General features: G+C 64.9%; 18 protein-coding genes and 4 pseudogenes. 12 read left to right on the forward strand and 10 right to left on the reverse strand.

Annotated elements, in window-relative coordinates; genetic code table 11:
* Window positions 1–554 precede the first annotated feature (554 nt).
* The 7 genes and pseudogenes from ACZ6TB_RS30915 to ACZ6TB_RS30945 all read left to right on the forward strand — a co-directional run bounded on the left by ACZ6TB_RS30915 (window position 555) and on the right by ACZ6TB_RS30945 (window position 7,908).
* Window positions 555–1,097, forward strand: coding sequence for a tyrosine-type recombinase/integrase (locus tag ACZ6TB_RS30915; protein ID WP_465559950.1), 543 nt, complete (start codon window positions 555–557; stop codon window positions 1,095–1,097).
* On the forward strand, window positions 1,070–1,528 hold the full coding sequence (locus ACZ6TB_RS30920) for a site-specific integrase (protein ID WP_465559953.1): 459 nt from the start codon (window positions 1,070–1,072) through the stop codon (window positions 1,526–1,528). Before ACZ6TB_RS30915 ends, ACZ6TB_RS30920 begins: the two co-directional genes overlap by 28 nt.
* Window positions 1,529–2,710: 1,182 nt before the next feature.
* A complete protein-coding gene (locus ACZ6TB_RS30925; protein ID WP_465559955.1) occupies window positions 2,711–3,238 on the forward strand; it encodes a DUF6082 family protein in 528 nt (175 codons plus the stop codon).
* A gap of 338 nt (window positions 3,239–3,576) precedes the next feature.
* Window positions 3,577–5,349: pseudogene (locus ACZ6TB_RS30930) on the forward strand (IS481 family transposase).
* 413 nt (window positions 5,350–5,762) lie between these two features.
* Window positions 5,763–6,095: pseudogene (locus ACZ6TB_RS30935) on the forward strand (helix-turn-helix domain-containing protein); the annotation flags it as partial.
* A 61-nt stretch (window positions 6,096–6,156) separates the two neighbouring features.
* Window positions 6,157–6,489, forward strand: coding sequence for a hypothetical protein (locus ACZ6TB_RS30940; protein ID WP_465559958.1), 333 nt, complete (start codon window positions 6,157–6,159; stop codon window positions 6,487–6,489).
* Window positions 6,490–7,185: 696 nt separating this feature from the next.
* A complete protein-coding gene (locus ACZ6TB_RS30945) occupies window positions 7,186–7,908 on the forward strand; it encodes an IS110 family transposase (RefSeq protein ID WP_465559961.1) in 723 nt (240 codons plus the stop codon).
* Here the strand turns inward: ACZ6TB_RS30945 and ACZ6TB_RS30950 are convergent.
* The 8 genes and pseudogenes from ACZ6TB_RS30950 to ACZ6TB_RS30985 form a co-directional block, all read right to left on the reverse strand.
* Window positions 7,837–8,037, reverse strand: a pseudogene (locus ACZ6TB_RS30950) (hypothetical protein); the annotation flags it as partial. The gene ACZ6TB_RS30945 and the pseudogene ACZ6TB_RS30950 overlap by 72 nt on opposite strands.
* Window positions 8,038–8,622: 585 nt before the next feature.
* Window positions 8,623–10,353 (reverse strand): recombinase family protein, encoded by a 1,731-nt coding sequence (locus ACZ6TB_RS30955; RefSeq protein ID WP_465559964.1) that lies wholly within the window; start codon window positions 10,351–10,353, stop codon window positions 8,623–8,625.
* Window positions 10,350–10,517, reverse strand: coding sequence for a hypothetical protein (locus ACZ6TB_RS30960; RefSeq protein WP_465559967.1), 168 nt, complete (start codon window positions 10,515–10,517; stop codon window positions 10,350–10,352). Before ACZ6TB_RS30960 ends, ACZ6TB_RS30955 begins: the two co-directional genes overlap by 4 nt.
* A 125-nt stretch (window positions 10,518–10,642) precedes the next feature.
* On the reverse strand, window positions 10,643–12,385 hold the full coding sequence (locus ACZ6TB_RS30965; protein WP_465559969.1) for an FtsK/SpoIIIE domain-containing protein: 1,743 nt from the start codon (window positions 12,383–12,385) through the stop codon (window positions 10,643–10,645).
* On the reverse strand, window positions 12,382–12,699 hold the full coding sequence (locus ACZ6TB_RS30970; protein ID WP_465560115.1) for a hypothetical protein: 318 nt from the start codon (window positions 12,697–12,699) through the stop codon (window positions 12,382–12,384). The genes ACZ6TB_RS30965 and ACZ6TB_RS30970 overlap by 4 nt, the downstream gene beginning before the upstream one ends.
* Window positions 12,696–12,890, reverse strand: coding sequence for a hypothetical protein (locus tag ACZ6TB_RS30975; RefSeq protein WP_465560118.1), 195 nt, complete (start codon window positions 12,888–12,890; stop codon window positions 12,696–12,698). Before ACZ6TB_RS30975 ends, ACZ6TB_RS30970 begins: the two co-directional genes overlap by 4 nt.
* A 277-nt stretch (window positions 12,891–13,167) precedes the next feature.
* A pseudogene (locus tag ACZ6TB_RS30980) lies at window positions 13,168–13,344 on the reverse strand (DUF2637 domain-containing protein); the annotation flags it as partial.
* Between the two features lie 52 nt (window positions 13,345–13,396).
* Complete coding sequence (locus ACZ6TB_RS30985) at window positions 13,397–13,591, reverse strand: hypothetical protein (RefSeq protein ID WP_465559972.1); 195 nt, start codon at window positions 13,589–13,591, stop codon at window positions 13,397–13,399.
* A 360-nt stretch (window positions 13,592–13,951) separates the two neighbouring features.
* Here ACZ6TB_RS30985 and ACZ6TB_RS30990 point away from each other — a divergent pair, with 360 nt between their 5' ends.
* From ACZ6TB_RS30990 to ACZ6TB_RS31000, 3 genes are read left to right on the forward strand one after another with little or no spacing between them, the layout of a single operon-like run.
* The gene (locus ACZ6TB_RS30990) at window positions 13,952–14,683 is read left to right on the forward strand and encodes a helix-turn-helix domain-containing protein (RefSeq protein ID WP_465559975.1); all 732 of its coding nucleotides are present in this window, start codon (window positions 13,952–13,954) and stop codon (window positions 14,681–14,683) included.
* An 8-nt stretch (window positions 14,684–14,691) separates the two neighbouring features.
* The gene (locus ACZ6TB_RS30995; protein WP_465559978.1) at window positions 14,692–15,168 is read left to right on the forward strand and encodes an NUDIX hydrolase; all 477 of its coding nucleotides are present in this window, start codon (window positions 14,692–14,694) and stop codon (window positions 15,166–15,168) included.
* Window positions 15,161–15,613 (forward strand): hypothetical protein, encoded by a 453-nt coding sequence (locus ACZ6TB_RS31000; RefSeq protein ID WP_465559981.1) that lies wholly within the window; start codon window positions 15,161–15,163, stop codon window positions 15,611–15,613. The genes ACZ6TB_RS30995 and ACZ6TB_RS31000 overlap by 8 nt, the downstream gene beginning before the upstream one ends.
* Before the next feature lie 3 nt (window positions 15,614–15,616).
* Here ACZ6TB_RS31000 and ACZ6TB_RS31005 read toward each other — a convergent pair whose 3' ends face one another.
* The gene (locus ACZ6TB_RS31005; protein WP_465559984.1) at window positions 15,617–16,165 is read right to left on the reverse strand and encodes an HD domain-containing protein; all 549 of its coding nucleotides are present in this window, start codon (window positions 16,163–16,165) and stop codon (window positions 15,617–15,619) included.
* Window positions 16,166–16,216: 51 nt separating this feature from the next.
* Window positions 16,217–16,456 carry a hypothetical protein gene (locus ACZ6TB_RS31010; protein WP_465559987.1) on the reverse strand — a complete coding sequence of 80 codons (240 nt, stop codon included), beginning with the start codon at window positions 16,454–16,456 and terminating at the stop codon, window positions 16,217–16,219.
* Window positions 16,457–16,594: 138 nt separating this feature from the next.
* On the opposite strand from ACZ6TB_RS31010, the gene ACZ6TB_RS31015 reads away from it, so the two are divergent.
* Both ACZ6TB_RS31015 and ACZ6TB_RS31020 read left to right on the forward strand, forming a co-directional pair.
* Window positions 16,595–17,329, forward strand: a complete 735-nt coding sequence (locus ACZ6TB_RS31015) for a DUF5919 domain-containing protein (RefSeq protein WP_465559990.1) — start codon at window positions 16,595–16,597, stop codon at window positions 17,327–17,329.
* Window positions 17,330–17,793: 464 nt separating this feature from the next.
* The gene (locus tag ACZ6TB_RS31020) at window positions 17,794–20,229 is read left to right on the forward strand and encodes a hypothetical protein (protein ID WP_465559993.1); all 2,436 of its coding nucleotides are present in this window, start codon (window positions 17,794–17,796) and stop codon (window positions 20,227–20,229) included.
* The last annotated feature ends 66 nt before the right edge of the window (window positions 20,230–20,295 follow it).

Below are 20,295 nucleotides of genomic sequence, written 5' to 3' on the forward strand. Positions count from 1 at the left end.
TCGTCCTCCCAGCGTCTTGCCCGCCCGCACGGGTCACACTAGCAATGCGAGGGAACAGTCACTTTTTTGGAGCGCCCAATGTCGATGTAACCTGCCACAGGTTCCCCCGGTTCGGGTCCAACCGCAGTCCAATGAGAGCGGTCCGTTCGGACGACGCCTCAAACTATTCGGACTACTCAGTCCATGAAACGGCGCACATAGATCCGTTGCCGCAGGCGCAAAGGCCACGGCAGACCGCAACAACCGCACCGCGCGGCGCGGCGCGGCGTCCGGGGCTCGGCCCCACAGGCGCAAAGGCCACGGCAGACCCCCACCGCAACAACAGTCGCTCAGCCACCCGGTTACGCGCCGTCTCACGATGGCATCCCCTTGCGTCCCGTCGGCATCTCTGCGCAGACAACGCGCGCCCAACCGCTGTAGCTCCGCCGCGGCCAGACAGGCAAAGGCACCTCCTCGCCCGGGGAAGTGGTCTTCGCCAGCCGCCGAACGCTGACCTCCCGAAGGCTGGTAGCCAGACGCACCCTGATCGATCCGCCAGGCATTTGGGAGGAACCATGGCTTGGACAGAACCACATGGTCAGCGCTACCGGGTCCGCTACCGGAACGCCGGCCGGTTGATCACCGACGGTACCTTCCGCACAGCGGAAGCCGCACAAGCCCGGGTCGGACAACTCGGTCGCCTCAACCTGGCAGTCCAGCTCCAGCTGACCGCGCCAGCGCCGACGTTGACCGAATGGGCCGCCGCTTGGCTGCCGGCACATCTGGCCGGCCCGGCGACCCTAGCCAAGTACGAGTCGATGCTGCGCTACCACATCCTGCCCGCCTTCGGCAGCCGTCGGCTCGACGCGATCACCCGGACCGACGTCAAAGCCTTCGCCCGCGCCCTCGCGAGCGATCTGGCGCCGGTCACCGTGCGCAGCATCGTCACCGCGCTCGGCCTCGTGCTGCGTGAGGCGATCGACGAGCACTACCTGTTGTTCGACCCCACCGTCCGGCTTCGGCTGCGCGACGGACCGAGTGAACCCGCCCCACCGCCACCCCCGCCCAGGTCCGCCGGTTGGCCGCCCGGATGCCGAACCTCCAGACCAAGCTGCTAGTGGTCACCGCCGCCTACACCGGCATGCGCTTCGGTGAACTCGCCGGGCTCAGCCGCGTCCAAGTCCACCTGGACCGGGCGCTGATCCACGTCGCCGCCGACTCCGGCGCCCTGCACGAGGTCGCCGGCAACTGGTGGCTCGGGCCGCCCAGGACCAAGGCGGCCGTCCGTGACGTCCGGCTTCCTGCGTTCCTGGTCGACGGCCTCGAACGGCTGCTACGCGCCCACCCGTACGACACCTTGTTCTGCACAGAGGCCGGCCGGTGGCTGTGGCGCACCACCTTCATCGAACGAACTTGGCGACCCGCCTGCGACGGCCACCCCGCCCACGGCTGGGAACCACTCGTGACCGGCTTCCGGTTTTACGACCTCCGACACAGCCATCGGACCTGGATGGATGAGGACGGTATCGCCGAGCCGCTCAAAAGCTAGCGCCTCAGTCATCAACTCCCGGGCATCCGCGGTGTCTACGCTCATGTCACCGAGCCATGAACCAGCCGTTGCTGTCCGCGTTACAGGGCCGGTGGATCGATAGCGGCGGCTACTGGTAACGGCCTGAGGTGACCTCCTCCGTTACCGTGGGAGCAAATTTGCTCCCAGCAGCAGAAGGCCACCGTACAAAATCGACGCTGATCCTGCTCCTGACCTGCGAAAACTCTTGGTGGGTGATACTGGGATCGAACCAGTGACCTCTTCCGTGTCAAGGAAGCGTTCACTGCGCGGTCTCGCCACCATCGCAAGCCCGACAAGGCGCTACTTTCGTTCCTAGCGGGCGCGGCTTGTTGGCCGCCGCACGAGGATGATGTCTTCCGGCGCCGCGAAGGCGATATTCCTGTACATCGAAGGCTGGAACAACACCCACCGCCGGCATTCGGCCCTGGGCCACCGAAGCCTTGCCCTACGAGAACGCCGCCAACGTCTGGCGTTGGCTACGAGCGCGAGACCAATAGTGGAGGTTAAACGGAGGTGCGATCTTGATAAACAAAACGGAGACCTGCGTTTCCGCGAGTCACCGGGTTGTTTCGGTCGGGCTGACAGGATTTGAACCTGCGACCCCTTGACCCCCAGCAAGGTCAGCCCAGCTGGCTGACCGGTACAAGCGTGCCAAGCGCCAGGATGCAAGCCCTGGTTCTGCTCGGCCTGACGTGGGCTACGAGGGTAAAACCGACAAGATCGTCTCCAGTTTCTCCCCAGCGGCGGGGCCGGCCACCTGAGGTGGCATCCCGTCGCGCAGGCTTCGCCCGGCTGGACCGCGCCCGTCCGGTCCAGGTGGAGCACCCCACTGGCTGACCGACCTGGACCGGACGGGTGCGGTCTGGCTGCCTCCTGATGCGCGTCGGGCTGCCGCCAAGCTTTGGCATCCCAGAGCTGTCCGGATCCAGGGCGGGTAGCTCTGGCCGCCGGAGGCCATCAACGGGGTGCAGGGTCGAAGATCCTTCCTGCCGGAGGCACTAACCCGCCAGTAGCCGCCGCACGAGCCAGTACCGCTTGCTCGGATGTGCTTCTAGTGAAGCTAGGCGCACACTCCGTTGGATTGGACGAACCGTGAAGCGATCCGAAATCTTCTTCAAGCCGATCCCCTCGACATCTAGAACCCTTCTACTCGGAGCAGTCGTGACTCTGGTGCTCGTTGTGGCGTTCATAGCACCTATCGCCTTCTTTCTAGCTGTAGGTACATCTGGCGAGATGTTGGCCCGGGTCAGCGACACGGGTCAGGCGTACGGTGCGGTTTCCGCCCTGCTGTCTGTCGTAGCGCTCTGCGCTGTTGCGGGCTCCGTCTACTTCCAAGTACGCCAGGACCGCACCGCGAGCGCGGCGGCCTTTCGTGACGCTCAGCGGCAGCTACTGAGTTACGTTATTGCAGAACCCTCCGTATTCATCCCGTGTGTCACGGATAGCGGAAGCTTCGACTCAGAGAAGGAAGCGCGGCAGTACGCATTTACTACTCTTTGGTTGGGAATGTGTCGAGAGGCGTACGAGATCGGTCATATGAGTGAGTCGGTTATCCGAAAACAGCTGGCGCAAACGATGTTCGAGAGCGCCTTGGCGCGGGAGCTGTGGGTAAAACGGAAGACCAGACTGAATCTCGAAGTCACCGGCGACACAGGGAGCTTCTTCACTATAGTCGAGCAGGAGTATTAAAAAGCCGTGCTTGCCGACTCGGTTGAGGTCGGGCGCGTGGATGTCGACAACAAACCGGAGAGGACCAGCTCTGCGGAGGAAATCTGACGCTGCACATGCTGAGCCGTTGACACACGACTAATACGGTCAACATGCATCAAGCCCTCGACTGGTGGAACACGCACTGAACGCGAACTGCCTCGCGTTCGGGTGATCTTTCGATTGTGACCACGGAGCCGCGCCTCGAGGATGTAGAGAAGGTTCTCACGGGGATGTTGCGCTAGATGTGTCGAGTCTCAGGACCTGCGTGACAGATCGGTATCAGGACGTGCGTGACACTCCGCCGAGTGTTGGTGGAGATCAGCGTGACGGAACAGCGGTATCAAGCAGTCCTGGATGTGCGTGCCGGTTCGACGGTGACGGACGTTGCGGCTCGTTTCGGGGTGTCTCGGCAGGCGGTGCATCGGTGGCTGGCCTGGTATGAGCAGGACGGGCTTGCGGGATTGGCGGATCGCTCGAGCCGGCCTCAGTCGTCACCGTCTCGGACGGCACCTGAGGTCGAGGCGCTGATCTGTGAGCTGCGCAGAACCCATCCGCGGTGGGGTGCCCGGCGGGTGTTGTTCGAGCTCGGCCGGATGGGCTGCCCCGGCCCGCTTCCGTCACGGATCACGGTGCATCGGGTGCTTGTGCGGCATGGCCTTGTCGATGAACGGCCTCGCCGACGTCGCCGGGAGGACTATCAGCGGTGGGAACGGGGCCGGCCGATGGAGCTGTGGCAGATGGACATCGTGGGCGGTGTCCTGCTCGCCGACGGTCGGGAAGCGAAGATCGTGACCGGCGTGGATGACCACTCCCGGTTTTGCGTCATCGCCGCCGTCGTCCCGAAGGCCACCGGCCGGGCGGTCTGTCTCGCCCTGGCCGCTGCCTTGCGCGAATACGGCATCCCGGAGGAACTGTTAACCGACAACGGAAAGCAGTTCACCGCCCGGTTCAACGCCGGTGGCGGAGAGGTGATGTTCGACCGGATTTGCCGGGAGAACGGCATCACTCACAGGCTCACCAAACCCCGCTCGCCAACCACGACCGGCAAGATCGAACGGTTCCATCTAAGTCTGCGCCGGGAGCTGCTCGACGACCATCCGCCCTTTCCCACGGTGGCCGACGCCCAGGTCGCGATCGACGCTTTCCGCCACGAATACAACACCAGCCGGCCGCATCAGTCGCTGAACATGGCTTTTCCTGCCGACCGGTTCCGTCCCGATGCTGGCGACGGCATCGCGTTGCGGCTGCCTGCGTCACTGGCCGCGACGACACTGGAGGCTTCGCCAGACGCTCTTGTGACGTCCCCGATCCCGCCGGTTCCGGTCGCGGTGTCGATGCCGTCGGATACGGCTGTCGAGGTGACCCGGTCGGTCCCCGCATCGGGAAACCTGGCAGTCAGCGGGTAACAGTTCTGGCTCGGCCCCGCCCTGGCCGGCCGCGAGCTGGTCTTGTGGGCCGACACCACCGTGGTTCATCTGATGCTCGACGGCGTCCGGCTCAAGACCGTGCCCTCGCGATTCAGCGTCACCCAGCTGCATCAGCTGCTTGCCGACGGCGGCCGACCGGCCGGGCCACCACCGATCAGCACTGCCCCGTCCCTTCCCGGAGCGGCCGTTGAGGTCGAACGGACCATCAACGCGACCGGCCTGCTCGCCCTGGCCGGCCGGCAGCACTCGGTGGGGTTCCATCTCGCCGGGCAACGGGTCACCGTCCGCGTCGACCGGGGCGTCCTGCATCTGCTTGGCCCGGACCGTATCGTGCTGCGGTCGCTGCCCAACCCGCTGACCGCCGCCGAGGTGTCGAGGATCCGTGACGCCCGCCCGGGCGGCCCGGCGCCTCTCCCCACCAGAGAGCCGTTGCGGGTCGCCCGGCGGGTCAGCTCCCGCGGCAGCATCTGCATCGCCCGGCAGAAAATCCAGGTGGGCATCGGGCACGCCGGTCACACCGTCACCGTCGAAGAAGCGGACACCACCTTCCGCGTCTTCCACGGAGACCAACTGGTGGTCGAAGTCGTCCGGACCAAAACCCGGCAAATCGCCCGGTTCAAGGCCCGCAAGACCGAACCACCGCGTCAGCGACCGTCGATATAGCCGGGAGCCTGGCCCGACTCGAACGGTGCAGCCATCCTTGGGTTCAGTGACGCGCGGTTACCCGGGATGCCGCGCGTTGGGCAAGCCTCGTGATCAAGTGTAGAACTCGCAGAGTCGACGGGCCTCGCTTCCCCTAGCCTGCGACCCAGCGGCAATAACGTCTAGCCGGACGTGTCACCCATGGCCCGAGACAGATCTGTCACGGACGTCCTGCGACTCGGCAATGTTGCGCTAGATGTTGCGCTAGATGTGTGTCCCGTCACGGCTGATGCTTGACACTCGCGTCCCACCTGAAGCTTGACATGATCACCATTCGGCATCTTGATCACGTGTTGTTGCGGCAGCGCGTGGTCTGGGGGCCGGGATTGGCACTGGTGGGAATGTCGATCGTGGAATAGCGGTATCAGGCCGTCATGGCGGTTCTGGCTGGGGATCCCGTCACTGAGGTGGCCGCTAAGGTTGGGGTGTCCCGGCAAAGCGTGCATTCCTGGTTGCGGTATGCCGAGGAAGGCCTGGCGGGATTGCAAGACCGATCTCATCGCCCGGATGTTGCGCTCATCAGGCGTCACCTGAGGTGGAGGCGCTGGTGTGTGAGCTGCGTCGGCATCATCCGAGGTGGGGTCGCGGCGGATCGCGTTCGAGCTGGGCCGGCATGGCTGTCCGGGTCCGGTTCCGTCGCGGATGACGGTGTATCGGATCCTGATCGGCATGGGCTGATGACCCCGGTCAAACGTCGCCGCTGCAGACCTGGCCCGCCTCCGTGACGCCCGGCCCGCCGGGCCGCCACCCCAACCTCCAGCGGACCCGATGCGGGTGGAGCGGCGGATCAGCGCCCGCGGTTCCCTGGCCGTCGCCGGGCAGCGCATGCGCGTCGGCATGATCCACGCCGGGCGCACCGTCACCGTCGAGAACGCCTACACCACCTGGCGGATCTGCCACGCGACGAACTGGTCACCGAAGCCGCCCGCACCACCACCAAACCGATCGCACGGTTCAAGGCCCGCAAGCCCGAACCACCGCGCCACTCAGAAAGTTGAACCGAGACCACCGCTGCCCGACGATCCGGCAACAGGCTGCAGTTGGCTGCCGGTGGTTTTGACCGAAGGTCACGCGCTCGGCACATTTAACCCGGCATTATGACGGTGAGCTGCGTCGAGAGAGCCAAGGAGCCCTTCCGGCAGCGTCTGGACGGGCGGGAGGACGTCGACGTGTGGGAGGTCAAGCGCGACAGGGAACGCGTTGAGTGGAATTTCGCGCCACTCGTGAGTGTCGGACCCTTGCGATTCGGCGTCGGCCACGACGAGGTCGTTGACGCACTCGGCGGTATCGACCCAAACTCGGTCCGGGAGAGCCGCGGACCATCGACTGGCATGGGGCCCGCTTCCGTGAAATGGGCGTCACCGCCTACTACCGTGATCATCGGCTGTATTGCATAGCCGTCGACGGACGATCTGGCCCACAGGTGACGTTCGAGGGAACCGCCCTGACTGGTCGAGCACTATCCGCGATTGAACAGTGGATGACTGACCAAGCTCGATTCGCTGGTCGGGAGTTGCGTTACACACACGCTGGTGACTCCGAACTTGCTGATCTTGGCTTGATCGCTCGTCCACAATGCGCCGGCGAAATCCTTGTCACGCGACCAGTGCTCCTCATCGAGATAGTGAACGACAGCGGCCAGGCGGTTGGCCCGAGCCCGGCTGCCTGAGGGCCTTGAGGGCATCACCCGGCTGCACACGCTTATCGCCGAGGCCATGCGGCCTCGTAGGCTGAGCTCGACCCCGTGCAGGCCGCCGGCTGGTCCGGATCGATATCGAAAGCGACCGCGGCGCTTGGGTGCAGGCGCCGCGTGGCGCCGGTTATCGCGTCTATGCAATCAACCCGATGTCAGTGGCCCGGTACCGGGAACGGCACTCTACCTCCGGAGCTAGGTCCGACCCTGGTGATGCTCACGTTCTGGCCGAGATCGTCTGCTTGGACCACAGTCATCACCAAGTGGCCGGCAACAGTCCTGCCGCCGAAGCGGTCAAGCTCCTCGCCCGCGCCCACCAGAATCTGATTTGGGACCGCATCCGTCAGCTGTTGCGGCTACGCGCCGCGTTACGGAAGTTCTTCCCCGCCGTCCTGCCGGCTTTCGAGGACCTCATCGCCGGCGAGACGCTCGAGCTGCTGGACCGGGCACCCGGCCCGGACCGAGCCGCCCGGCTCAGTCGGTTGACCGTCGTGGCCGCGCTGCGCCGCGCCGGCCGCCGCGGCGTCGATGCCAAGGCCGACGCGATCCAGCAGATTCTGCGCCAGGATCAGCTGCGCCAGCCAGGGCCGGTGCAGCGCGCCTACGCGGCAATCGTCTCCAGCCAGGTCCAGCTCATCGACATCCTAAATGACCAGATCGGCCGAGGGTTGTGCGTGCGGGTCACGCACTATGCGGCCGCGCCAGCGCCGATCATAGGAGACGCCTTGCAGCCCGGCGGCGCGCATCAGCCGTTCGACGCGTTTGCGGGCACACCGCACGCCGGCAGCCAGCCGCAGCTCGGCATGCAAGCGCGCGGGGATCCGTAGGTGCCGCGCGACATCTGATGGATCTCGCGGATGGTGGTGGTCAGTGCTTGATCCGCCCGGGCCCGGGCGGACACCGACGCAGACCGCCACGCACAAAACCCGGAGGTGGACTCGCCCAGGACCCGGCACGCTACCGCCACCGCGGTCTCGCCGGCGGCGAGCTCAGCGACGACCGGGTAGATCATTTTGGGAGGAACGTTGTCCCTGGCGAAGTAGGCGGCCGCCTTGCGCAGGATCTCGTTCTCCGTCTCCCACGGTCGCTTCTCACGCCGCACGCGGCCAGTTCAGCGCGTTCGTCGCTGGTCAGCCGGTCGTCACGCCGACCCGCGTCGGCGTCGTCCTGGGCCAGGCAGTCACGCAGACACGACTCCGAAATCCTCAGATCCTTGGCAACCAGCCCGACCGACTGGTCGCCCTGACGGGACAACTCAGCCGCCCGTTGACGAAACTCCGGCGGGTGTGGAGCGGGCAGCCGAACTCACTCGGCGACCATTGTCGCCTCAGCGGCGGCGTCCGGGAAACCGGGGGAAGCTCAGATTGGCTGGCGCCGTCGGGGGCGCGGTCGACGCAGCCGAGCGGATAGAAGTGCAGAGCTACGAGCAGCGCGAACACCGGGACACTGAAGTCGGCGTGTCGGTCAGTCGAGGACGAGCCTGACGTGAAGGTAGCCGGAGAGTCAGCGCCGAAGGTCAGGCGAATCATCCAGGGACGGGACTAGCATCGTCGCATGCGCACCCAGAGTGCGCACCAGTGCGGGCCGTGGGGGTTCAAGTCCCCCTCCGGACACATATCAAAGACACGAAGATCCGCCGGGGTGACAACCTCGGCGATCAGTGTTTCTGGGCCAGGTTGGTAGGTCATTCGCAGCCCGAGTCGGCTGTACAGCTCGGCCCGGTCGCGCGGGTCGGCGTCGCGGATCAGGCCGAGAAGGTCGTCGAACGCCTCGGCGATGGCGTCGAGCTGGTCACTGGTCATCCGTTGGGGTGGCGCCTCAGTGAGGCCGAGCCGAGCCTGCGCGGCTTTCTTGATCGCGGTCGTCTCGGAGATCCAGCCGGCGATGAGCGCCGGGTCGCCGCCCGCGTCGAGGGTGGCCCGATATCCGCTGATCTTCCGGTCGGCGTCGGCGATGGCCTGGCGCAGCTTCTCGATCTCGCCGGTGTCGTCGTAGGCGGCGAGCGCGGCCCGGTGTCGGGCTGCAGCCACGCGGCGGAGGTTGTCGGCGAGGTTCCGCCCAGTCAGCTCCTTGCGGAGGAACTCGTCGACCGGGCGGATGATCGCGTCCTCGCGCAGGTAGAGCGCAGGCGGATGGCTGATCTGACGCTGGCGGACGAAGTCGCGACTCGCGGTACAGCGGTAGTAGAGCCGTCCGTGGTTGGGGTTGCCGACCATCTTGCGGTCGCACAGGCCGCAGGTGATCAGGCCGCGGAACAGGTACGGCTTGCCGGTGTGGCGGGGTGCCTTGCCTGTGTCGCTGTTCGTGCCGCGCTTCTTGATCGTCTGCTGGGCGCGCTCGAAGAGGTCGGCGCTGATCAGCGGCGTGTGCGACTCGGTCCGCGACCAGACCCACTGGCTCGGGTCGTTCCAGCGGTGCCGGTTCTCGTGACCGAGCGCGACATCCTCGACGTCGATCAGGACCTCGTCCGTACGCGCCCGGTTCCAGACTTGGCGGCCGGTGTAACGCGGGTTCAGCAGGATCGCACGGACCGCAGTGGTCTCCCACACCTGCGTGTGACGATGCGGGTTGCGCGCGCGGTCGTGGGCGGAGGGGCACGGAATGCCATCCTGCGTGAGACCGCGCGCGATCGACATCATGCCCCTGCCAGCGACGTACTCGCTGAAGATCCTCTCCACCACCGGCGCCGTGACCGGGTCGGGTTCGAGCCGGTGAAGTCGCCTGCCGTCGGCCGCCTTGCCGGGGTTCGGGTGCGGGCCAGCGTCGGCGAGCCGGTAGCCATACGGCGGCCGGCCGCCAAGGTACCTGCCCTCCAGCTCCGTCTGCGCCTTCATCGCCGACCGGACGCGGACCTTGATTCGGTTGCGCTCGCCCTTGCTCATGCCGCCGTAGAGCGCCATGACGAGGTCATGGGCGTCTGAGCCCGGGTCGATGGCTCCGCCGATCTCAGGCACCCACAGGCCCACGCCGTAGTGCACGAAGACGGGGAACGTCATGCCGAACTGGCTGCCGTAGAACGCTCGCTGCGGCTCACCGATCACCACGGCCTCGAAGTCCCTGCCGGGGCTCTTGATCGTGTCGAGCAGGCGCAGCGCTTCGGGGCGCCGCTTCCATGGCAGCGAGCGCGACTGCCCGATGTCGAAGAACTCGGCGACGATCTCACCACCGGCCGGCTCGATCAGGCTGCGAGCGCGAGAAAGCTGCCAGGCCTTCGATGCCTGCGGGTCCTGCTGGTCCTCGGTAGACACGCGTCCGTAGAAGGCGAACTTCATGCCTGTCGAGTCTTCCGGGCGCGGTCGATGATGCGCCACAACGCATCGGCAGCAGCATCGGAGATCGGGACTTCTAGGGACGTCTTGAGCTGCCCATTCTCAATTTCCAGCGTCGTACACGTTCGTATGCTGCGATTTCTCCCCTCGTCGGTCTCATCTTCCATGGCGATCGTTGGGCCTCCTTTCTGGTTGGTAACTGGTGTCCGCGCGGCCGTCCGTCCGTTGTCCGTCCGCACGCTGATATGCGCAGACGCGCGCGAGCGGACGGACGTCCGCGCGGACGATTGGGTCAGGCGCGCCAGCGGCCGCGAGCGACCTGCTGGGCGCGGCCGGCCGCGGCGAGCGCTTGGAGCCGGTCGTAGACCCACGTGCGACGCATGCCGGTCGCCTCGATGAGTTCCAGGATCGTGAGGCCCTCATCGGGCGCTTGGCCGAGCGTGATCAACAGCATCTGCTCCGGGTCGTTGCCGACCATCGATGCCGGTTCGATCGCGCGCGGTTGACGCTCGATCGCGGCCCTGGACAACGGATCCAGGTCGGGTCGCTGGTTGGCGTATCGGGCAGCCGTCTCCCCCACGTGCTCGTCGGTGACGAGGTAGGCGCGGGCTCGGCGCGGCTGGTTGTACCCATCCGCAAGGACGTAGAACTTGCCTGGTGCGTCGAGGGTGTGGGCGTGCCAGCCGGCGGTCAGCATGCCCCTGTCCAGGATGAGGTCGACATCGCGGCGTTCGCGGACGCGCAGGCAGACCCGAATGCTCATCTGCGAGCGCAGCGCCCCGCCGCCCATGGCCTTCTGCGTCGGTCGTTGGGTCGCAGCCAGCAAGTCGACTGCGACGGCGCGCCCTCGGCGTGCGACCGATTCGGCGTAAGGGATAGCAGCCGGCGCCGTGTCGGCGAGTTCGGCGTATTCGTCGACGACGATGACCAGCGCGGGTGCGCATGGCGTGGGCTCCCAGACGCGGCTGTTGTCGCGGCTGGAGGCGTCAGCGCGGGCGTCGAGGATGGCGACGGCGTCTGCGAGCAGTCGGGTTGCCTCGTCAGGGGTGGTGGCGAGCCGGTCGAGGCATGGTGCCCATGGCCGCAATTCCATGCCGCCCTTGAGGTCGATGCCCCAGAGGACGACGTCGGAGCAGGCGACGAGGTTGCCCATAACGACGTTCAGCACGCCGCTCTTGCCTGAGTCGGTGGTGCCGCCGATCAGCGCGTGTCGGCGCAGAAACGGCACCTGGACGGTTGTCGCGTCCTCGAAGACTCCAAGCGTGATCGGGTCGGACAGGGACTGGATCGTCGGGCCGGGCCACAGGATGGCCCCGGCGTGTGGGTCTACGGCGAGGACGCGCATCGTGCAGCGGCCGGCGTGGGCCGGATCGTGCTCGACGCGGACCGCGCCGGGTCGCGTGCCCAAGGCCGACTCGATAGCTGGCACCCGCGCAATGACGTCGGCGACGCTCTGCCCAGGGCGCAGTTTCATCCGGGCTCGCCAACCCCACGTGTCCACGACGGCGGACATCACGCGTGAGCCGTCGAGCCCGATCGTCTCGGCAAGGTCCGGCCAAGCCTGGATGACGCGATCGACTTTGACGCGGGCTCGGCGGCGCCGGTGTGCCCACCAAGGAACGCCCAGCACAACCACGGCGACGACGAGGACGGTAGGCAGCGGAGCCCGGTAAGGGCCGAGTGCCGTCGCTGCCGCGAGCCAGCCTCCCGCGACGGCGGTCGCGGTCGCGGCGTAGCCGCGCTCTGATGCCCGGGTGGCACCCCAGGGCAGCCCGCGCAGTCCGGCGGCCAGCGCGGCGACGGTCGTGAGGATGCCGACCAACGGCCACCCACCGGGATGTGAGTGGTGCAGGACGAGCCCGGCGGTGGCGAGCGTGGCGCCGACTGTGATCGGCGCGAGTTCCGAGCGGTAGCGGAACAAGGCTCGACCGAGCGCGGCGAGGCCGATCAAAATCAGCGGCTCATCGGGTACGAGCAGAAGTGGTTGCGGGTTGCGGTGGCTCCAGCGGCGGTGCCGCCGTCCGTATGCCCTCATTCGGCGCCTTCGCCGTCGGGCAGAGTCCAGGCTTGATGCTCGGCGACCGCGTCGCGTAGGTACGCAAGCGGATCCGGCTCGCCTTCGTGGTCGGCGGCGAGGGTGGCGCGGGCGGCGGCGAGCAGGTCGGCGAAGTCCCATCGGGTGCGACTGAGCAGTTGGGCGAGGCGGCCGATTTCGGTGAGCAGGACGGGGATGTCGGCGACGGCGGTCCAGATGGCGTCGGGCGTGGGCCGGCGGTTGACGGCGTGCAGGTGGATGAGGACGGCCTCCTGGTCGACGGTGGGGCGCGGTACGCGCGGTTCGTTGGTCACGGGTTTGGTGAAGCCTCCTTTCGATCGATGCTGTTGCTTGTCTGGGCACCCTCGGCGGCGAGGCGTCGCCGCAGTTCGGTTGCTTTCGGCCCGGCAATGCGCAGCGCCGAGCGCAGGCCGTCGCGGCTGATCGGGCGTCCGTCGTGGGCGTCGCGGTGACGGGCGTCGGCCTCGCGGGCTGCCTTGATCAAGACCGCATCGGTGCGGGGCCTCTGGCGTGAAGTCCGAACCCGAGTCCGGACCTCGGGACGGCCTGCGGCACCCGGCGGTGCGTCGTGATCTGGCGCCGTGAGGGTGGTGAGTGCGTGCAAGTGCGCGGTGAGTCCGAGGACGGCGGCCGGTACAGCGCCGACGAGCACGATGATTGGCCAGGAGATCGCGACGAGGCCGGTGGCGGTGAGGTGGTAGCCGGCGTTGCCGACGATGCTCGTGGCGATGGCGCCGATCGCGTTGGCTCTGGCGAAGCTGCGGGCTCGGGCTACTGCCGAACGTTCCGGCGAGCCACACTCGCGCCGAGGTCATCGCGTACGCGTCGATGGTCACCGGTAGCAGCCAGGCGAGCCGGTCGGGCCATCCGGCTACCTGCGCCAGCCCGCGGAGGCCGGCGAAGCTGGCCACCGCGGCCGAGATCGCGGCGACCGTCATGCCCACGATCACCCACCAGTCGCGCCGGGTGGCGGCGACGGAGCGGCTCACCTCAGAGTTCCAGTCCGGCGACGAATCGAGCCAAGGCCCGAAGTCCGTTGCCGATGTCTGGGCCGACGGACGACGACGCGAGGTAGTAGCCAAACGCTGCGCAGATCGCGGCTTGCCAGAGCGGCAACCGGGCGTAGCGCCAGAGCAGGAACACGAAGACGCCGAGCAGGATCACGGCCGAAACGGCGATCGTCATGCGTTACCACCGTCGCCGCTGCGGTCCCGACGGCTTCTGCGGGTACGGATGGCCCGGTCCGCGCCGCCGTGTCCGCCACGTGCCTGATGCCGGCGGTTCCAGCGCATCCGGGCGACGCACTTGCGGCACAGCGTCGGGTGCCCCGCGCCAAGCTGTGCGCCGCACAGGCAGGTCGGGGCCTCGTCTGTGAGATGTTGGATGTCCATTGCAGATCTCCTCTCGGAACGGCGATGCGCTGGCCGCATCGACGTGCCACCGAGAATGGGACTTGTCGACGGGACGTGATCAGGTCATGGCTGGACGTGTCCGAGACGTCTCGCCTAAGGTGGGCAGGCTGCCGGACGTCCTGACGGGAAGACGATGCCGAACGAGCGACTACGCACCGCGATGTTGGAACGCGGGATCACGCCGGCCGATCTGGCGGAAGGGCTCAAGGTCGACCCGAAGAGCGTCGAGCGCTGGATCAGCGGCCGGACGCCGTACCGGCGCCATCGGTATGCGGTCGCGGCTCGTCTCGGCGTCGATGAGGTGTATCTCTGGCCGGATGCTATTGGCGTCGAGCAGGCAGCCAGCGCAAGCGAGAGCGAGATCATCAATATCTATCCGTACCGCTGGGCAGTCCCGTCCGAGCTATGGCGGAACATCTTCAACAGCGCTCAGCACGAGATCGGCGTGCTGGTCTACAGCGGGCTCTTCCTGTCCGAGGACGCGGGCGTCCATCGCATCTTCCGCGAGAAGGCGGACGTGGGAGCCAGAGTGCGCGTCTTGCTCGGCGACCCTGACTCCGACGTAGTCGCGCAGCGCAATACGGACGAAGGTATCGAAAGCCTCGCCGCGAAGATCAAGAACGCGATCGTCATGTACCGGCCGCTGCTTGGCATGGACGGCATCGAGTTCCGGCTCCACAACACCGTGCTCTACAACTCGATCTACCGCGCCGACGAACAACTACTGGTCAACACGCACATCTACGGCACCCCTGCGTCCCAAGCACCGGTTTTTCACCTTCGGCGCGTTGCCGGAGGCGGGATGGTGACGACGTACCTGGACAGCTTCGAGCAGGTGTGGGACGGCGCCACACCGTTGGAATGAGGGCAGAAGTGGGCCGACGCATCGACTTCTACAACGATCCCGAGGCGCCGAAGGCAAACAGCGTTGTCCCTTCGGCGAACGTCGTTGTGGTCAACGACGACGGCGCGATCCTGTTGATCCGGCGCTCGGACAACGACAACTGGGCTCTACCAGGCGGCGGCATGGACCTCGGTGAGTCCCTGCCCGACACTGGCGTTCGAGAGACCTTCGAGGAGAGCGGCATCGAGGTAGAGATCACCGGCCTGGTCGGCATCTACACCGACCCTCGGCACGTCATCCTCTACACCAGCAACAACGAAGCCCGGCAAGAGTTCTCGGTTGTATTCACCGCGCGACCGATCGGCGGAACACCGACGCCAAGCGACGAGTCAACCGAGGTCCGGTGGGTGCCGGCGGTCGAGATCGACTCCCTCCCGATGGACCGATCAATGCGCATGCGGGTCGCGCAGTACCTCAACGCGCCGCAAGACATTCACCTTGGGTAGCGAGTGGCTCAGCGCCTTCGCCGACGTCTTCTCCGCAGTTGGCACCGTCGGCGCGTTCCTCGTCGGCTTCCTGCTCCTACGCCGCGAACACCGCCGCGAAGCAGACCGCGCCGAAGACGAGCGCCGCGCGCAAGCTGCGCGCATCAGTGCGTGGGTCGAACTGACGTTGAAGACGGACGGCACCCGGGAGCTGGCGTTTCACATCCACAATGCGAGCGCCATGCCGATTTACGAGGTTGAGCTCCCGCTACCCGCGCGGGGCAACGAGACGCCCGCAGCCGAGTTCGTCGGCCTCGTGCCGCCTGGCCAGACCATCCGCCGACCGGCGCCAACGGAGTGGCTGCGGTCCTACGTCGAGCCGGAACCGATCCAGATCGAATTCCTCGACAGCGCCGGACGTCGGTGGAGCCGCGACGAACAGGGCACCCTCTCCGGCATGGACTGACTCTCAGCCCTCAGCCAGCGCCGCCCTTACGGCCAGCACCGAACCGATGATCAACGGACTCGCCTCACGGATCGACTCGGCGACGAGGTCTCCCTCCCCATATCGGGCAAGGATCTCCGCAAGACGCACTTCCACTTCGACCGGCTCGCCGTCCGGGGTGGTCGTCATATCCGCGTACGTGATTCCGTCAGAGAGAAGGCCTTCGACCGGCCGAAACTCGTCGGCGAGTTGATCTGCCAACCCGCGGTTCCGTGCCTCGATGATCGCGAACGAGTGGTGCGCGACCAGACGACACACCAGCTCATCCGCCCCGGCGACATCGCGCAGATATCGCGCGCCATCGAGCTGATGCATCCCCGTCACGACGAGGTCTGGCGCATAGCCGACATCGTGAAGCCAAGCCGCAGACGCCAGGGCTGGCCCGTCGTCGCCTACGAGGTGAGCCACCGACTCGCCTTTCAGCCCGACACCTTGGCTGTGCGCCCAACGGCGCGGGATCGATTCGGCCAACAGAAGGCGCGCAAGATCCTGGGCTCGTCCGATCTGATCCACATGGGCAGCCTACGAACGTCCCTTGACTCCGATCAAGCGCGCTACCTGTTGCTATCCCTCCTCGGCCGAGTCGACGGACGTCGCCTCACCACGAACGAGTGCGGCGAGTCGCTCTGCAACCTCGGGCCGGACGTCACCCATCCGCACCACCGCGTCACCGCCGCGATCGACGGCGTCTTGGAGCGCGGGAAAGTCCTGCCCGACATCAAAGCCGGCGTCTTCGAGCGCGAGCGCGAGACGGTCTGTCGTGCCCCGTGCCGCCGTTTCCCCAGCGTGCTCGTCGTTATCCATGGGGCATCCCGTCCGCTCGATGTTGTCGCAACTCCTCACGTGAGTCTTCGCGGTCAGTAACGGACTTTGAACCACAGCGTGGGACGTCTTGGGACTTCTTGGCTACGATGAGGCTTCGCCACGATCGGAGTCCGTCGCGTGAACCACGCACTTGCTCGAGCCCTTCGCAGCGCCGGGCTGACACGGATTAACGTTGCGGCGCGGCTCGGTGTCGACCCGAAGACCGTCGACCGATGGATGACCGGCCGCCAGCCTTACCCCCGCCACCGCGACGCCCTGGCCGAGATGACCGGCTGGTCTCCACGCGACCTGTGGTCCGACCTCCCACGATCCATCGAACGAGCCACGCAGGCAGACGAGGTCAAGACGGTCTACCCGCACCGCTCCGTCGTTCCGGCCGACGCCTGGACTCGCCTGTTCGCCAGCGCCGAGGATCAGATCGACATCCTCGCCTACAGTGCCCTCTTCGTCGCTGAAGACATCCCGGCCTCCGCCGTACTGCGCGAGAAGGCGAAGGCCGGCGTACGAGTCCGCATCGTGCTCGGAGATCCCGGCGGAAAGCACATAGCCAGTCGCGGCAGAGAGGAACGCATCAACGAAGGCATGAGCGCCCGCATTCACACTGCCTTGGTGGGATTTCGCCGCGTAGTGGACGCCGGCGCCGAGATGCGACTCCATGACACGGTGCTCTACAACTCGATCTACAGAGCAGACGACGAGTTGCTCGTCAACGCACACGTATACGGACATCCGGGAGCCCACTCCCCGGTATTCCACCTGCGGCAACGCACCGAAGAGGGCTTGGTCGCAACCTACCTCGAATCGTTCGAGCAGGTCTGGGCCGCGAGCCGCGAGCTTCATCGGGACCACTGAGATAGGAAACCCGGCCGCACGCGCTGCTGGGGCCGCGCACGGCCGGGATCGTGGCCGGTGTCCCAATGCCCCTGCTCTAGATACCGGCTACACCGCCGAGACTGCCAGCGCACATCAGATTTGAAGACCACATCTTCAGGGACGTCCCGTCACATCTAGAGATCCCAAGACGTCAGCCCGAGGACTGCCCCGTCCGACGAGGAGCGGCTCTGGACGACACGCGCAAGTCGAGTGGGATTTGCTGCGGATCGGCGCGTTACGCTGCCGGGGGACGTAGCCGGTTCAAGCCAGGGCGTCAACGGCACGCTTCCTTGGCCCGGACTGTCGAAGCCGATCAACACCGATCCGACGCGATGCGAGAACAAATGATCATTACTCGGTATAGACGCAAATAGAACCCGCCTCGCTCGCGGTACGCCTTTACGAGCGTGACATGACATTCGCACTCGCGAGATATGGGGATCATGGAACCCATCGACGTAGCGCACCAACGCTATAAAGATTTACGGGTAGAGGTGTCCGAGTACATTCATTCGGTACACACCGAGGCCGACACCCGCCTGAAGATCATCGACAGAGTTTTTACGGAAGTCCTTCTATGGCCCCACGGCGAGATCCTGGCTGAGCCACCGACACCTACCGGCTTCGCCGACTACGCGTTCCTGGTGAAGGGTCGCACGCGCCTCATCGTCGAGGCGAAACGCGACGGACGATCGTTTGGATGCGAGAGCAGGCAGACGGGCCGAGGATACAAGATCTCCGGTGGCGTCTTTACCGGAGCAGACGTCCGCGAAGGGATCGCCCAGGGGATCAGATACTGTGGCGAGAAAAGTGCGGAGCTCGCTTGCATCACCAACGGTCGCGAGTGGGTAATATTTCGAGGCAATAGATCCAGCGATGGCATCGACGTCCGCGACGGCATGGCCTTCATTTTCCCGAACCTTGTTTCGATCGAGGACAACTTCACACTATTCTACAATTTACTCTCTTATGAAGCGGCTACCAAGATTGGATTCAGGCCCTACTTCCAGGAGGCGGAGGGGCAACCAATTCGACTTACAGTATTTCATAAGTCGCTCAGGCCACCAGGAAGCGCACGGTTCATGCCTGCTGATAGCCTCGCAGCAGATGTGGATCGCGTCCTAGGCACCTTCTTCCGAAGATTAGCAGGAGAGCAAGACTCGGAACTGCTCGAAGCCTGCTTCGTCGAAACAAATGAAAGTTACCATGCCGAGAATCAAATCGCGCGAATGGCCGAGAATATCGTAACTCGGCTGCGCGAACTCGACACGGGGAGTGCAAGCGCTCTCGCCGATCTGATTAGGCGAGTCAGGGACATTCAACGCCACGAGTTCGTCCTACTTGTCGGCGTCAAGGGTGCCGGCAAGAGCACATTCGTGAACCGCTTCTTTGGATCAGTCTTACCGAGCAGCATCAGGCAACATTGCGTTGTGCTTCAAATTGATATGCGGGGTGCGCCAGGGGATGTCGATGGTGTCGTCGATTGGCTCAACAGGGCAATCATCAAGCAGGCCGAGCAAGACCTATTTGATGGGGCGCCTAGCTTCGCTGAAATCCAAGGCATGTTTTTCGACGAGTACAAGCGACTTCTCAAGGGACCTCTCCAGGCCCTGTACGAAACCGACAAGACCAACTTCCATTTGAAATTCGGCGAGCACGTCGAATCAATACGCCGCAACGATCCGCACGAGTACATCCAAGGCGTGCTGCGCAACATCGTAAATGGGCGAACAATGCTGCCCATCCTTGTCTTCGACAACGCCGACCATCACAGCATCGAGTTCCAACAGGCCGTATATCAGTACGCTCGGTCGTTGTACGAGCCGACCTTGTGTCTTGTAATACTACCGATTACTGATCGGACGAGCTGGCAGTTGTCCAAGCACGGCGCCCTTCAGTCTTTCGAACATGAATCATTCTTCTTGCCAGCTCCGCCAACCGATCAAATAATCCGCAAGCGTATTGAGTTCCTTGGCCAAAGAGTCGCCGCAGTTCGCGAGCGACCCGACGACAGGTACTTCGTCGGCAAGGGAATCTCACTCACTATTGACGACCTGAATGCTTTTGCACAAAGTCTTCAGCGCGTATTCCTCCAAACGTCGAACGTGTCCGGCTGGGTTGGAGCCTTAGCGAACTATGACGTCCGAAGGACGTTGGAGCTGGCCCGCAACTTCGTCTCTTCGCCGCATCTGCGAGTTCTAGACCTCCTCAGCGCCTACATAGCGGGGAACGCGGTCGACATCCATCAGAACAGGGCAGCGAAGGCCCTAATTCGTGGGCACTACGACATTTACCCTGCGAGACAACACGACTTCGTCCAAAACATATTCGCCATGAACGAAGACTTAGAAACGTCGCCATTGCTAGCAATAAGAATATTGCAGCTGATGAGCGACGTACCCGTTCGCGAACGCGAAGGCGCTCTAATTGACGTGGATGAGATCGTGGCTTACTCGGCCGGCATGAACCTAGAAAGTCGCGCGGTATACTTATGGCTTGACGCGATGCTAAAGAGTGGCCTGTTGCTCAGCTACGATCCCACCGAAGACGAAATTTCAAGCGTTCAACAAGTAGAAATCTCTCCAGCGGGCAAACAGCATCTGTACTGGGGGCTCGGCAACTTTGAGTATCTGAGCGCAATGGCAGACGTTACACCCCTCTTAAGCGAAGCTGTATTTGCCAAAATGCAAGAGGCGATCCGCGGGCGTGGTGGTTGGCGTCAAAAGACCATGACGTTTATCGAGTATCTATTAGCGGAAGATGAAATGTATTGCTTAGTTCCGGAACACTCTGGCTATGCCAGTCAACGACGGACTCGCGTTACCTTACAAGCTTCCAGGCGCGTTCTCTCTAGGCTCCTGGAGCGCAACGATGCCTAGATCCGCTCAGTCAACCTCCCCAGAGGGACAACGCGGACAAACACAACCGGATTGACATGCAAACCG

It is taken from the genome of Actinoplanes sp. NPDC051537, assembly GCF_055586105.1.